12 protein-coding genes are annotated in these 13,892 nt (G+C 65.1%); 9 read left to right on the forward strand and 3 right to left on the reverse strand.

The annotated features are described in order from the left end of the window. Window positions 1-26 precede the first annotated feature (26 nt). Window positions 27-872: an SDR family NAD(P)-dependent oxidoreductase gene (locus DAD186_RS09200; RefSeq protein WP_065248416.1), complete on the reverse strand. Its 846-nt coding sequence runs from the start codon at window positions 870-872 to the stop codon at window positions 27-29. 48 nt (window positions 873-920) lie between these two features. Here DAD186_RS09200 and DAD186_RS09205 point away from each other — a divergent pair, with 48 nt between their 5' ends. After that, window positions 921-1,760: an exodeoxyribonuclease III gene (locus tag DAD186_RS09205; protein WP_065248417.1), complete on the forward strand. Its 840-nt coding sequence runs from the start codon at window positions 921-923 to the stop codon at window positions 1,758-1,760. A gap of 45 nt (window positions 1,761-1,805) precedes the next feature. Here DAD186_RS09205 and DAD186_RS09210 read toward each other — a convergent pair whose 3' ends face one another. Then, window positions 1,806-2,366, reverse strand: a complete 561-nt coding sequence (locus tag DAD186_RS09210; protein WP_208854254.1) for a tetratricopeptide repeat protein — start codon at window positions 2,364-2,366, stop codon at window positions 1,806-1,808. A gap of 371 nt (window positions 2,367-2,737) precedes the next feature. Between DAD186_RS09210 and DAD186_RS09215 the strand changes: the two genes are divergently transcribed. From DAD186_RS09215 to DAD186_RS09240, 6 genes are read left to right on the forward strand one after another with little or no spacing between them, the layout of a single operon-like run. Beyond that, window positions 2,738-3,853 (forward strand): CpaE-like family protein, encoded by a 1,116-nt coding sequence (locus tag DAD186_RS09215; protein WP_065248418.1) that lies wholly within the window; start codon window positions 2,738-2,740, stop codon window positions 3,851-3,853. Then, on the forward strand, window positions 3,850-4,998 hold the full coding sequence (locus DAD186_RS09220; protein ID WP_065248419.1) for a TadA family conjugal transfer-associated ATPase: 1,149 nt from the start codon (window positions 3,850-3,852) through the stop codon (window positions 4,996-4,998). Before DAD186_RS09215 ends, DAD186_RS09220 begins: the two co-directional genes overlap by 4 nt. Beyond that, window positions 4,995-5,987 (forward strand): type II secretion system F family protein, encoded by a 993-nt coding sequence (locus tag DAD186_RS09225; RefSeq protein ID WP_065248420.1) that lies wholly within the window; start codon window positions 4,995-4,997, stop codon window positions 5,985-5,987. The genes DAD186_RS09220 and DAD186_RS09225 overlap by 4 nt, the downstream gene beginning before the upstream one ends. 56 nt (window positions 5,988-6,043) lie before the next feature. Next, window positions 6,044-6,253, forward strand: a complete 210-nt coding sequence (locus DAD186_RS09230) for a DUF4244 domain-containing protein (RefSeq protein ID WP_065248421.1) — start codon at window positions 6,044-6,046, stop codon at window positions 6,251-6,253. A 2-nt stretch (window positions 6,254-6,255) separates the two neighbouring features. After that, the gene (locus DAD186_RS09235) at window positions 6,256-6,663 is read left to right on the forward strand and encodes a TadE/TadG family type IV pilus assembly protein (RefSeq protein WP_074298304.1); all 408 of its coding nucleotides are present in this window, start codon (window positions 6,256-6,258) and stop codon (window positions 6,661-6,663) included. Further along, complete coding sequence (locus DAD186_RS09240; RefSeq protein ID WP_065248423.1) at window positions 6,660-7,031, forward strand: Rv3654c family TadE-like protein; 372 nt, start codon at window positions 6,660-6,662, stop codon at window positions 7,029-7,031. Before DAD186_RS09235 ends, DAD186_RS09240 begins: the two co-directional genes overlap by 4 nt. Here the strand turns inward: DAD186_RS09240 and DAD186_RS09245 are convergent. Beyond that, window positions 6,988-9,435, reverse strand: coding sequence for a DEAD/DEAH box helicase (locus tag DAD186_RS09245; RefSeq protein ID WP_065248424.1), 2,448 nt, complete (start codon window positions 9,433-9,435; stop codon window positions 6,988-6,990). The two genes, DAD186_RS09240 and DAD186_RS09245, sit on opposite strands and share 44 nt — an antisense overlap. A gap of 54 nt (window positions 9,436-9,489) precedes the next feature. Between DAD186_RS09245 and DAD186_RS09250 the strand changes: the two genes are divergently transcribed. Next, entirely contained in the window at window positions 9,490-11,112 is a 1,623-nt protein-coding gene (locus tag DAD186_RS09250; protein ID WP_065248425.1) for a DUF7059 domain-containing protein, read from the forward strand. 78 nt (window positions 11,113-11,190) lie between these two features. After that, the gene (gene topA / locus DAD186_RS09255) at window positions 11,191-13,887 is read left to right on the forward strand and encodes a type I DNA topoisomerase (protein WP_065248426.1); all 2,697 of its coding nucleotides are present in this window, start codon (window positions 11,191-11,193) and stop codon (window positions 13,885-13,887) included. Window positions 13,888-13,892: the final 5 nt, after the last annotated feature.

Here is a 13,892-nt window from a genome sequence, read left to right on the forward strand (position 1 = left end):
GTGGAGGGAGCACGGAAAGGGCGAGGTTAGTCCCGACGCTTGCGCAGCAACCGATCGACGACCGACCTACGCGCGGCCGCTCGCTCCACTTTATGGACGCGCACCCTGTTCATCGCTTGCGCAATCGGCTCACTTTGGAGGGCACGCCTAATTGCCTTCGGCGTTGCCTTTTCAAGGGCCTCAGAGTTGTAGGCGAGCGACGGAATCGAGACAACCTCACCCGCCGAAACATCCTTGAGAGCGTGCTGCACCACGAATGGCGCCTTGAGCCACGTCACGCGCGGCGCACCATCCATATTGACGGCGGCGTTGTGGTGACTTTCCGTGTGCACAAACCCGGGAATCAGCACGGTCGCGCTCACGCCCGTCCCTTCGAGTTCTTGGGCGAGATACTCCGTGAAAATGACCACCCAGCTCTTCGCCGCCGCCGAGAGGTTTGTGGCGGTAAAACCCGCCATCGACGACACGTTAAGGATTGCGCCGGACCCCTTGCGCGTCATTGCTGTTGCCGCAGCGTGCGCGAGGATTAAGGTCGCGCGCACATCAAAATCGACCTCTTCGAGAAACTCCTCGATTTCCCCCTCCAGAAAGGACGCGCGCACCGAGTGCCCCGTGTTATTCACGAGCAGGCCGATGGGGTCCACGGGATCAAGCAAGCGGCGCGCCACACGCTCAACATCGGCCTGAACGGAGATATCCGCCGGAAGGATGTTCACGCGTACGCCGGACACCGCCTCAATCTGGGCGGCGACGGCGGCGAGGCGATCTTCATTTCGGGCCACGAGCACGAGGTCGTGACCGCTGCCGGCGAGCTGCCACGCAAATTCGAGGCCGAGGCCGGAGGTTGAGCCGGTGACGAGCGCGAGAGTCATGCCCTAAGCGTATCCACGCGAACCTTCGTGCACCCATAGGATGGGCACATGCGAATCGCCACCTGGAACATCAACTCTCTTCGCGCGCGCATGCCGAGGCTTCTCGAGGTCATTGATCGCCGCGATATCGACGTCATCGCACTCCAGGAGATCAAAGCCAAACCCGAGCAGCTTAACCTCAGCGGCCTCACCGAGCGCGGCTTCGAGGTTGCCGCCCACGGCCTGAACCAGTGGAACGGCGTGGCCATCGCCTCACGCGTAGGCCTTCGCGAGGTGCGCCGCGAGCTCCCTTCCCTTCCCACGTGGGGCGAGGGAGCCGATGCCGTGGTGGAAGCACGTGCGATCGGCGCTGTCGTGGGCGAGGCCGCCCGCGATTCGAAGCCTCTCGAGCTGTGGAGCCTCTATATTCCGAACGGACGCGAACTCGACCATCCGCACTACCCCTACAAGCTCGCGTGGCTCGAGGCTCTTCGAAAGTACGGCGCGGCGCGTCTCACCCCGACCGGGCCCGGCGAAGATTCCGGAGAACGTTCGGCGACGCTCTTCGCTGGCGACTTCAACGTTGCCCCAACCGATGCCGACGTGTGGGACATCGCGGCGTTCGAAGGCAAAACCCACGTGAGTGCCCCCGAACGCGAGGCAATTGCCGCGATCGAAAAGGCCGGCTACACCGACCTCACGCGCGACTGGCTCGACGCCCCGGGCACCTTCACCTACTGGGATTACAAGGGGCTCAAGTTTGCGAAAAAGCAGGGAATGCGCATCGATTTCCTCTTCGGCTCGCCCGCCGTGCACGAGGCTACGACCGGGGCAATGATCGATCTCGCCGAACGTGCGGAAAAGTCGACGAGCGATCACGCGCCCGTGATCGTCGACGTGCACCTCTAGGGGCGGCGAGGCGAAAGTGAGCGTCGAAAACCTCCCGCAGCCTCGTTAGTGACGCCGCCGCGCGCGGTGCTGAATCTCAAGCATGTGCTGCGTGCGAGACATCGCGACCATGCTCGAGTCAATGAGGCTCGGGTGTGCGCCCGTAAAAACGCGCAGCTCGTAAGCCTGCGCGAAGGCCGTCAAGGCGAGGTCATAGTGGCCGGCCGTGAAGAGCGCTTTGCCGAGATGCTGGTGAAGAACGGACTCCCAGGCGGTGCCGCGGCATTCTTCGAGCAGCACGCGGTAGTCGGCAATCGCCTGATCGGTTTCGCCGAGGTCTCTGCGACAATCGGCGAGGATCGCCCGCAAACGTACCGATGAAGGGCGCTCAGCGAGCATGACTTCGCAGCGCTCGCGAGCCGTCACGGGGTCACCGCTCCACAAGGCCCGAATCACCTCTCGCGCATAGTCGTGGGCGAATTCTCGCTCGAAGGCTTCGAGGTCGTCGATCACGGGGCGCAGCGTTATGGGGTCGATATGCCAGCCTGATTCCCCACCGGGAACAGAGGGGGCCCTGAGCGGCCCCTCGGAGGGCTGCTTAGCGCGCATGAGCGCTGCTTCCTGCATAGGCGCGTTCCTCTTTCGTGCTTGTGCGCGGCGATGACCGTGAGAGAAGCGGGGTGTGGGGAAGAGAATCGGGCCAAAAAGGAGGCGCCCTTTCGAGCGCCTCCCGGGGCCGATCCGGGATCAAGCGTGCACTTGGTGGTGTGGTATCCGCTTTCGACGAATCCGCACCGGTCCAAACGTGGACCACTCGCACGTGGGTTTCGAATCATTCCCTTGCTTTGTGATGCCCACCACTCTACACGCTCATTGTGACCCACGCAACCCTCGCCGGGAAAAAATTTCACCTCTCCGTTCGCACTCCACATCACGCTCCGCTCCACAAGATTGGGCTGGCCCTAGAACGGACCTTCTGTGCCGCGAAACATAGAGGCATGACACATGCCTTTCCTCGAGTCGCACACGGGCGTCGCAACGCTTCCACATTTGTGAGTCGCGTAGCCGGCGAAGCCCCATTTGCCACGCACGAGCCTTCGCATGACGCTATCGCGTGGCTCGGCGAAAACCTCTCCCTCGAAACTCTCGTGCGCGACCTCATCCAAGCAACAGGCTTTGACTTCGCCGCAGGAGACCTCCCGCGCGGGCACGTGCGCGCAGTCGTGTGCGAGGTCTCCCTCCTGGAAAAGGCCACCGAAGCCTTCCCCGCTCTACCTCTCATCGCCGTCTGCGAAGGCGAACCCAGCTCGCACGAATACAAGCGGGCTCTCGACCACCGTGCACGCGCTCTTCGCACCCTGCCGTCGGAGTCGGCCGAACTTCTCGGCGACCTTTCCGCACTCGCCGCGGCCTCGGAGGAAAGCCGTATCCTCGCGTGCCTTCCGGGGCACGGCGGCGCGGGGGCCACCTCCCTCGCGGTCGCGCTCGCTCTCGCCGCATCGAAGCGGGGTGCCCCAGCCACGCTTGTGGACGCGGATCCGCATGGCGGCGGGATCGACACGCTCGTGCAGGCTCGACACGTGGAGGGTGCACGGTGGAGCGACCTGGGCGGGGCAGGAGGCACGACGGATGCTCAGGTGCTAGTTGAGGCTCTCCCTCTCGTTGACGGCTACCGACTCCTCACTTTCGCTGGCACGCCCGGTGAAACAGTGAATGTGCAGGCGCTCGAAAGCCTGCGCGCCGCACCCGGCACGCTCATTTTGGACGCGCCACTGCGGGCCGGAGTCGCAGCGCATTTCAGTCCCGATATCGCGCTCGTCTCGCTCCACCCGAGCGAACACGCCCTCGCCGCGACCGAGCGTACCCTCGAGGCTCTGCGCGAGGCACATCCACGCACGCGCATAGGGATCGCCCTGCGCACTCGCCGGCGCGGCGAGGCCTACCGTGCGCGCGACATCGCCGACCACTTCGGGCTTCCCGTCATGCTCAGCTACCGGAACGCACGCGAGGGTTTCGTTCCAGGGCTCGATCGCGACCGCAAAGGGATCGAGGCCGCGTGCACGCGTTTCCTCGCGACGCTCGCGGGATCCCGACTTTCCGGAGTGCAATCATGATCCTCACCGACGAACTCCTCGCTCGCGTGCACGAATCACTGCGGGAGGAGCCAGGCACGATCGATGCCCGCCGCATTTCACGCATCGCCCAGGCCCACGGTCTCATCCTCGATCGCGCGGGACTTCTCGAGCTCACCGATCAGGTGCGCCATCACCTCGAAGGCCTCGGGCCCCTGCATACCCTCGCCGCGGAGGGAGTGAGCGACATTCTCGTCAATCCCGATGGCAGCGTGTGGGTGGATTCAGCTCACGGTCTCGAGCGCACTGATCTCACGCTCACCGCGAGCGAGGCGCGTGCTCTCGCGACCCGACTTGCCTCGCTCGGGAACCGCCGCCTCGACGACGCGATGCCGTGGGCCGATGCGCAGCTTCCCGGCAACCTCCGCTTCCACGGTATGCTCCCCCCGCTTTCGGCGGGCGGTGCGAGCATAAGCCTGAGGCGCGCCGCCGCTCTCCCCTTCTCACTGAAGGCCCTCGAAGCCTCGGGCACACTCACGCCGTCCGGGCGGGCACTGGTTGAGGCAATTATCCACGCACGTCTCTCCTTTCTTGTGAGCGGCGGCACCGGTAGCGGGAAAACGACTCTGCTCGGGGCGATGCTCGGTGCCGTGGATCCCCGCGAACGGGTCATCATCGTGGAAGACGCCACCGAACTGCGACCCGCGCACCCGCACGTGGTTCACCTTCAGGCGCGTCACGCGAATGCCGAGGGCATGGGCGAGATTAACCTCGCGACCTTGATCCGGCAGTGTCTGAGAATGCGCCCCGACCGCATTGTCGTGGGCGAATGCCGTGGAGAGGACATCCGCGAGCTCCTCCAGGCACTCAACACGGGGCACGAGGGCGGGTGCGGAACCCTTCACGCGAATACCGCAGCAGATGTTCCCGCGAGGCTCGAGGCCCTCGGGGCTCTCGCCGGACTCGATCCGCTCGCGCTCGCCTCACAGGCTCTTTCGGCGATCACTGTCGTGTTACACATGCACCGTTCACTCGACGGTCGTGCGCTTTCCACGATTGCCATTCTGCAACGCGGGGGCGATGGACGACTCGAGTGTGTTCCAGCGGTGAGCTTTGGTGCACGAGAGCGTCGGTTCCCGGCTTTCGATGCGCTCGAAGCCCGACTCGCGCACGGAGGTGCCCTATGAAAAGCGGGGCGTTGCTCTCGGACGATGCCCTCGCTGGGCTGCTCGACCACGTAGCGATGGCTCTCGGGGCTGGCGTGACGGCGCCGCACGCGTGGTTGGCGGTCGCAAAAGCCACGCGTACGCCGCGTGAGAAGCAGTTCGCCGAAACGATGGCCCGTATCCCACCGGCACTTGTGCAGCGGATGAACGGCGCCCTCAACGCTCCTCGGGAAGCGGTGCGTGCGGTTGTGCTCTGTCACGTGATGTGTGAGAGCACGGGGGCGCCGCTTTCGGGTTTGCTCACTTCGCTCGCGAACGGGCTTCGCGATTCTTCCGACGCTGCCCGGGCCCGCAGCGCCGCCTTCGCGGGCGCGAAGAGCACAGCTCGCGTTCTCATGGTATTGCCACTCTTCGCGATTGGCCTCGGTTATGCCATGGGCGCGGATCCGCTGCGAGTGCTTCTCACGTCGAGGCATGGCATGCTCATGCTGAGCACCGGTGTGCTGCTCACCGCGATTGGTTTCGCGTGGATGAACCGCATGCTCGCCGTCGCGCGCGGTGTGAGTGCCGACATCGATCCGCTCATCGTGATCGATTTGATCGCGAGCGTCGTCCACTCGGGGATCCCGCTTTCGTCGGCCTGCATGCGCATAGGCGAAGCCCTCGAGAACACGCCCCCGGGTCCCGCGCTTCTCGAGGCGGGGCGCGCTCTCGCTCGCGGCATGCCACCCGAAGGCGCGCTTTCCACGCTCGAAGGAGACTTAGCGGTGCTCACGAGCGCCGCCAGCCTCTCCCACGCCACAGGCGCGCGTCTTGCGCCGATCCTTTCTGCCGTCACGCGCGATCGACGCCGTGCACGCGTGCGCGAGGTCGACGAGGCCTCCGCAAAACTCGCCGTGCGTCTCGTTCTTCCCACGGGAATCACGATCTTGCCCGCATTCGTGTTGCTCGGAATTGTCCCGATCATTACGGATCTCGTCACCACACACTTCGGCCGCATCTGGCCGTAGGCGCGCGGCGACCGCCGTTGCGCAGCACAAAAGAATCCTTGAAGGGGGATACATCAATGACCGATACGACTACTCACACCAAGCCGAATAGCGCCTCACTTCGTGAAACTCTCGCGGATGACACGGGAGCGACGACCGCAGAATACGCAGTCACGATCGTCGCTGCGTGTGCTTTTGCCGCGCTCTTGTTCGCCGTGCTCACGAGCGGCGAAATGCAGGGCATTCTCACGAGCATTATCCAGGGCGCCCTCCACTCGGCGAGCTGAGCATGGTACCGGAAACCGAGCAACGTGCCCGACCGCTTAGGCGAGCACTTCGAGCGGATTCCGGTGCGGCCACGGCGGAGACGGCGGTGGTGCTCATCGCCGTCTTCGCTCTTCTCGCACTGATCGTCTCACTCGGAGGGCTCTTCGTGAGCCACGCACGCCTATCAGAAGGCGCTCGCACCGCGGCGAGGGAAATGATGATCTCCGCAGATCCCCAGGGAGCGATCGCAAAGGCGAAAGTCGTGAGCGGTGACGGGGCATCATTCAACATCAGCACAAGCGGCGATTGGGTCACGGTCAATGCTCATGCGACGTGGCGCGTGGGCGGGCCCGTCCTCGGTATGACATTTCCGCTTGAGGCCAGCGCTCACACGCGACTCGAGCCGCATCTGGTGAGGAACGGGCCGTGAGGGCGCGCCTCAGCGAAGAGCGTGGCAACGCTACCGTGACCGCACTCGGGGCCATCGCGATTACCTCCGCCATCCTCACTGTGCTCGTCACGCTTGGAATAGTCCATCAAGGCCGGTCGCTAGCCGCCTCAGCCGCCGAGCTTTCGGCGCTTTCGGCCGCTGATGCGCTCGCAGGTGGCGGCGCCGCCGGCGAGGCGTGTGCAGTTGCCCTTGAGGTCGCCGAGAAACACGGAACGATTCTCGAAAGCTGCGAGACGCAAGGTTTCGAGGCGCGGATAGCGGTCGCCGTAAGGGTGCACATCCCGCTACTCGGGGCTCAAAGCCTCACCGAGTTGGCGCGTGCCGGCCCAGCTCCCGCAGAACCGTGAGCGCACCCACCTTGCTGAGGGGGTCGTTACCATTGCCGCATTTCGGGGACACAATGCACGCGGGGCAGCCCGCCTCGCATTCGCACGCCTCGACCATGTCGGCGGTCGCACGAACCCATGCGGGGGCGCTCTCGTAGGCGCGTTCGGCAAAGCCGGCTCCGCCTTGCGCGCCGTCGTACACAAAGATCGTGGGTTTTTCGGTGTCGGCATGCAGAGCGGTAGACACGCCGCCGATGTCCCACCTGTCGCAGGTCGCAAGAAGCGGCAGCATGGCTATTTGGGCATGCTCAGCTGCATGCAGCGCACCTGGGAAATCGGCTTCCTCGAGGCCCCACGCGTGGAGGAGGTCGGCGGGGATCTCGAACCACACGGCTTTCGTCGCGAGGGTGCGCGCGGGCAGGTCAAGCGGGTATTCGCCGAGCACAGCGGAGGTGTAGATGTCACGCACCTGGTAACCGGTGACCTGGTCGGTGACCTCGACTTGCCCGAAGCACACGTCGATGTCACCCCACCGTTCACTGCGCTCGACCTGGCGCACGCTGATCGACGAGGTCTCTTGCGGCTGGGTGGTGTGCTGCGGGCTCTCCCGACGCACCATCGCGACGGCGTTCTCCACATCGAGGTGATTCACGACGTAGCTCGTACCCTGGTGGAGGTACACCGCGCCGTCGTGCACGTGCTGGTGGGCGCTCGCGCCATCGACCGTACCGATGAGCTGCCCGCTGGCTTCGTCCACGATCCTCACTCTCTCACCTCCGCTCCCCCGCAGGTCGGTGAGGTCGTGCGGCCGCTCGTCAAGCGTCCAATACCAGCCGTGAGGCCGACGCCTGAGGATGCCCCGCGCCGCCAAGTTTTCGAGAAGCTCCCTGCTCGTGGGGCCGAAGATCTCTTCCTCCCCATCGCGGATGGGGATCTCCGCCGCGGCTGAACACAGGTGCGGGGTCATGACATAAGGGTTGGAGGGATCGAACACGGCAGCCTCAACTTCGGCGCCGACGATCATCTCGGGGTGGTGCACCACGTACGTGTCGAGCGGGTCCTCGCGGGCGATAAACATTGCGAGGGCATCGCGAGCGTGAGCTCCGTGAGAGCGCCCTGCACGCCCGAATTGCTGCCACAGCGATGCTCGCGTTCCCGGCCATCCAGTGACGAGTACGGCATCGAGCCCTGAAATGTCGATGCCGAGCTCGAGTGCATTGGTGGAGGCGAGGCCCACGAGCTCCCCCGAGCGCAGCGCCTGCTCGAGAGCGCGACGTTCCTCGGGAAGGTATCCGCCTCGATAGGCCGCGATGCGCGTCGCACGATCGGCAAGCAACGCGGATCCTGTCGCTTCCGCCGCGGCGTTCACCGCGCGCTGTGCGCCTTTCGCGACCAGCTCGCTTGAGCGCCGCGAACGCGTGAAGGCGAGCGTTTGCGCCCCTTCACACACGAGATCACCGAGCAAGGCCCCCGCCTCGGTGGGGGCTGGGCGCCGTCGGACCTCCACGTGGGCTTTCACCCCGGCCTTTGCGGCCTGCTCGCGCTCCGCCTTCGCCCTGCGTGCGGCCTCGCGGGCATCCTCCCCCTCGTCAAGATCGGCGATGCCCGGCTCCCACAGGGCGATCGTGAGGGGATTCTTTGGCGAGCCGTCCTCGGTGACGGCCGTGACGCTACGCCCCACGAGCCTGGAGGCGCTCACCTCGGGGCTCGCACTCGTCGCGGAGGCGAGCACGAACGTGGGGTTCGCCCGGTAGTACTCGGCGACCCGCGCGAGACGCCGCATAAGCATCGAGACGTGCGCCCCGAACACGCCGCGGTACACGTGGCACTCGTCGATGATGATGTAGCGAAGCGTGCGGAAGAACGGAATCCAGTGCTCGTGGCCGGGAAGGATGCCGTAGTGGAGCATGTCGGGGTTCGTGAGCACGAGGTTGCCATGTCGCCGCACCCATCGCCGCTGGTCGAGCGGGGTGTCGCCATCGAACACCGCTGCACGAACCTCCCGCAGATTCGCCTCGCGCACGAGGCGTTCAATCGAGGTGAACTGGTCGTAGGCGAGAGCCTTGGTGGGGGCAATGTAGAGGGCGCTCGCTCGCCTTGCCGCGGGGTCCTCGCGGCGCGCTTGAATGTCGGTAAGCGCCGGCATGAGGTAGCCGAGTGACTTCCCCGACGCGGTTGAGGTCGCGATGACCGTGTCGCGGCCCGCATGAGCGAATTCGGCGGCCTGCGCTTGATGCCACCACGGCCGCTCAACCCCGTGAGCTTCGAGAGACGTGCGCAGCGAAGAGTTCACCCATCGCGGCCACTCGGCGAAGCGGGCTTCGCGCGCGGGGCGATGTTCAACGAATCTAAGCGAGTCGGTGCGATGCGGTGGCGCCGAAAGGTGTGCGAGCGCGCGCTCCGCATCGAAAGCCTCGCCTTTCACGTGCCGCCTCCACTCATCTTCGCTCCACTCACGCGGTACGCCACAATGGTAGGCATGAGCACGGCACAAACGAGCAGCACTCTTCCCCCGACGCCCACGATCGACCCCGTTCTCCTTGCGCGACTGCGCGCCGACCTCGCCTCGGCGCGCTACACCGCCGATGGCATTGACGAGATCCTCAGTGCCCCCGCCCGGGCAGCGCTCGAGCGCGAGAACCCGATCCCGGCGTTGCGCGAGCTCGGTCCGCTCGCCGAACGCGGCACCGCGAGCGCGACCCTCATGCGTCTGTTTACGCTCGGTCGCACCGCCACGCGCACCGAACTCGACCGCGCACTCCCGCACGTGCGCACCGAGGGACTTCTTGCGCTCGGCCTCGTGCGGGAAGTGGGCAGCGAAAAGTCCGACGCCACCTCAGCTTTCACCGCGACGTTTGATCTTCGCCCGTACCAGGCCACCGATGATTTCGGCGACATCCTCTGGTGGATCGTTTCCGATCTCGGCGAACTCGCGACGGGACGCGCGCTGGAGGGCGAGCATGTTCTCGGTATCGGCGGGGCCACCTCGACTCTCATCGCGATCACGCCGCGCGCCAAAGTCACTCGAGCCCTCGATCTCGGCACCGGCTGCGGCATTCAGGCGCTTCACGCGGCCCGCCACGCGGAGCACGTCGTTGCGACCGACATCTCCGAACGTGCGCTTACGCTCACCGAGTTCAATGTCGCCCTCAATCGCGCCACTCTTCCCGCGGGCCACGTGATCGAGACCCGCAAGGGCTCGATGCTCGAACCCGTGAGCGGCGAAACCTTCGACCTCATCGTCTCCAATCCCCCGTTCGTGATCACGCCCCGGGTGGCGGGCGTCGAAACGTGGACTTATCGCGACGGCGGCGCGGAGGGCGACACGCTCGTGGCGAGCCTCCTTTCCGAAATCGACGACTATCTCGCGCCAGGCGGCATCGCCGCGATGCTCGCCAACTGGGAGATCACCGAAGGCGCCGAGTGGGATGCGCGCCCGCGCACTTGGCTCGAAAACTCGAGTGCGAGCGCGCTCATTGTTCAACGCGCCATCGAGGATCCGGCGTCCTATGCCTCGACGTGGCTGCGTGACGGTGGTGTCACCGACCGCGACGAGCGCTGGGCGCCCATGACGAACGCGTGGCTCGACGACTTCGCCTCCCGTAACGTCGCCGGCATCGGATTCGGCCACGTGCTCCTCACGAAGCCTCGCGACGGGGAGAAGCGTTTCGAGCATTACGCCTTCATCGAGACCACCGGCTCCGGTCCCCTAGGCCCCCGTTACGCGGAGATGCTTCGGGCACGCGCGCACCTTGCACAGCTCGACGACGCCGCCCTCGGCGAACTCGTCCTCGCGCGCGCCGACGACGTCATCGAGCGACGCCACTACACTCCCGGTGACGAGGACCCCATGGTGATCGACCTTGTCCAGGGCGGGGGTTTCGGACGTACGCTCCAGATTGACACCCACACCGCGGCCATCGTCGGCCCCCTCACCGGGGAATACCCGCTGAGCGTGTTCCTCACGGCCTACGCTTCCCTCCTCGAAGCCGCTGACCAGGCCGAACATGCCGAAGCTGCACGTGACGCAATCATGCGCACGACGCGCACCCTCGTCGAATGGGGATTTCTCCACATCGTCGAGCAGCCAAAAGCCGCGTAGTGTTACGGTACGGTTCAGGGCAAACCGCGCGGCACCATATTCCCGCCACGCACACACCGCAGTAAGGAAGTACATCGAGTGAGCGCTCGCAACCTCGTGATCGTTGAGTCCCCCGCGAAGGCAAAGACCATCGGGAAATACCTCGGGGACGATTTCACGGTCGCCGCCTCCGTGGGGCACATTCGTGACCTTCCCCTGCCCAAAGAGCTGCCCGCCGACATGAAAAAGGGGCCCTACGGTCGCTTCGCCGTCAACGTCGAAGAGGGCTTCGAGCCCTACTACGTCGTGAACCCCGACAAAAAAAAGACTGTCTCCGAGCTCAAGAAGCTCCTCAAAGAGGCCGATGCTCTCTACCTCGCCACCGATGAGGACCGCGAGGGTGAAGCGATCGCGTGGCATCTTCTCGAGGCCCTCAAGCCGAAGAAATCGCTTCCCGTGTACCGCATGGTTTTCCACGAAATCACGAAGGAAGCCATCCAGAAGGCACTCACCGAGACTCGCGAGCTCGACATGCCCCTTGTCGATGCGCAGGAAACGCGCCGCATCCTCGACCGTCTCGTGGGCTACGAACTCTCCCCTGTGCTGTGGCGCAAGGTCCGCCGCGGCACGAGCGCGGGTCGCGTCCAGTCCGTCGCAACGCGCCTCGTTGTGGAGCGCGAACGCGAGCGCATGGCCTTCACGTCCGCCTCGTACTGGGATCTGACGGGCGAGTTCATCACGTCTGAGTTGAGTGACCGCAGCGCCGATACGCCCGCGTTCACCGCGCAGTTGCGCACCCTTGATGGCCAGCGCGTCGCCACGGGACGTGACTTCACCGATACGGGCGAACTCAAGAAGAGCCTCAAGGGAAACGTCACCGTCCTGACCGAGGAAAGCGCACAACTTCTCATCGAAGCGCTCGAGGGGGCCAAGGCCACCGTCGGAAATCTCGAGTCCAAGCCTTACACGCGCCGCCCCGCCGCCCCCTTCACCACGAGCTCCCTCCAGCAGGAGGCGAGCCGCAAGCTGCGCATGGGCGCCCGCCACACGATGTCCACCGCGCAGCGGCTCTACGAAAACGGCTACATCACCTATATGCGTACCGATTCGGTCGTGCTCTCCGGTGAGGCAATTCGCGCGAGCCGCGCACAGATCCAAGAAATGTACGGCGCAGAGTACGTCCCTGATCGACCCCGCGTGTACACAAGCAAGTCGCAGGGCGCGCAAGAAGCGCACGAGGCGATTCGCCCTGCCGGTTCGAACTTCCGCACGCCCGCGCAGGTGTCGAACCAGCTAAGCGGCGACGAGTTCCGCCTGTATGAGCTCATTTGGAAGCGCACTGTGGCCTCGCAGATGGCCGACGCGAAGGGCACGACCACCTCGGTCACGCTCGACGTCGAGGGCAAGGGCCGCACCGCTCAATTCGGTGCCTCGGGCACGATCATCACATTCCGCGGTTTCCTTGCCGCCTACGAAGAGGGTCGTGACCAATCGCGCTATGCCGAGCAGGACGGCAAAGATAAGCGTCTCCCCCAGATGAAGGAAGGCCAGCAGCTGACGGCTGCCGAGTACACGCCGAACGGGCACGAGACCACTCCCCCGCCGCGCTATACCGAGGCCTCGCTCGTGCGCGCACTCGAGGAACGCGGAATTGGCCGCCCCTCCACGTATGCCGCCACGATCTCGGTGATCCAAGACCGCGGCTATGTCGAGAAGAAGGGCACGGCGCTCGTGCCGAGCTGGCTCGCCTTTAGCGTTGTGCGTCTTCTCGAGGAGCATTTCGGAAAGCTCGTGGACTACGAGTTCACGGCCGACATGGAAGCCGGCCTTGACCGCATCGCGGCGGGCAATACCGACCGCGTGCACTGGCTGAGCGACTTCTATTACGGCAAATCCGGCTCATTCGACACGCCCGTCGAGGGCGGCCTCAAGGCGACGCTCGACAACCTCGGCGAGATCGACGCGCGCGCGATCAACACCGTCTCGATCGGCAACGGTATCGACCTGCGTATGGGCCAGTACGGACCCTACATTGAGCGTGCGGTCGAGGGCTCCGATACGCCTCAGCGCGCGAATGTGCCCGCCGATCTCGCGCCGGATGAGCTCACGCTCGAGAAGGCCGAAGAGCTCATGACCCGCGCGAAGGACGACGGCCGCGTGCTTGGCCGCGATCCTGATTCGGGCTTCGAAATCCTCGCGAAGGATGGCCGCTACGGCCCCTACGTCACGGAAAACCTTGAGCTCGACGAAGAAACGAAGGCGCTTCCAAAAACGAAGCAGCCGAAGCCCCGCACCGCTTCGCTGTTCAAGGACATGGATCTCGCCACCGTCACTCTCGAGGACGCCCTGAAGCTCCTCTCGCTTCCCCGCGTCGTGGGGAAGGACGCCGAGGGGGTTGAGATCACCGCGCAAAATGGCCGCTACGGCCCGTACCTCAAGAAGGGCACGGACTCTCGTTCACTCGAGACCGAAGCGCAGCTGTTCACGATCACCGAGGAGGAAGCCCTCGCGCTCTACGCCCAGCCGAAGCGGCGCGGGCGGGCCGCCGCGAAGCCTCCCATCAAGGAGCTCGGCGTAGATCCCACGAGCGAGAAACCGATCGTGATCAAGGACGGCCGCTTCGGCATGTACATCACGGACGGCAAGACCAACGTGACGCTCCGCAAGGATGAATCGCCCGAGACGATGACGCATGAACGCGCCGTGGAGCGCCTTGCGGAGAAGCGCGCGAAGGGCCCCGCGAAGCGGAAGACGACGCGAAAGTCCAGTTCGCGCGCGAAGTCCTCGAAAAAATAGGGGTA

It is taken from the genome of Dermabacter vaginalis (assembly GCF_001678905.1).
Lineage (GTDB): Bacteria > Actinomycetota > Actinomycetes > Actinomycetales > Dermabacteraceae > Dermabacter > Dermabacter vaginalis.

Coding starts and splice junctions, on each gene's coding strand:
- DAD186_RS09200 (WP_065248416.1), bottom strand. CDS start 872: ATGACTCTCGCGCTCGTCACCGGCTCAACCTCCGGCCTCGGCCTCGAA.
- DAD186_RS09205 (WP_065248417.1), top strand. CDS start 921: ATGCGAATCGCCACCTGGAACATCAACTCTCTTCGCGCGCGCATGCCG.
- DAD186_RS09210 (WP_208854254.1), bottom strand. CDS start 2,366: ATGCAGGAAGCAGCGCTCATGCGCGCTAAGCAGCCCTCCGAGGGGCCG.
- DAD186_RS09215 (WP_065248418.1), top strand. CDS start 2,738: ATGACACATGCCTTTCCTCGAGTCGCACACGGGCGTCGCAACGCTTCC.
- DAD186_RS09220 (WP_065248419.1), top strand. CDS start 3,850: ATGATCCTCACCGACGAACTCCTCGCTCGCGTGCACGAATCACTGCGG.
- DAD186_RS09225 (WP_065248420.1), top strand. CDS start 4,995: ATGAAAAGCGGGGCGTTGCTCTCGGACGATGCCCTCGCTGGGCTGCTC.
- DAD186_RS09230 (WP_065248421.1), top strand. CDS start 6,044: ATGACCGATACGACTACTCACACCAAGCCGAATAGCGCCTCACTTCGT.
- DAD186_RS09235 (WP_074298304.1), top strand. CDS start 6,256: ATGGTACCGGAAACCGAGCAACGTGCCCGACCGCTTAGGCGAGCACTT.
- DAD186_RS09250 (WP_065248425.1), top strand. CDS start 9,490: ATGAGCACGGCACAAACGAGCAGCACTCTTCCCCCGACGCCCACGATC.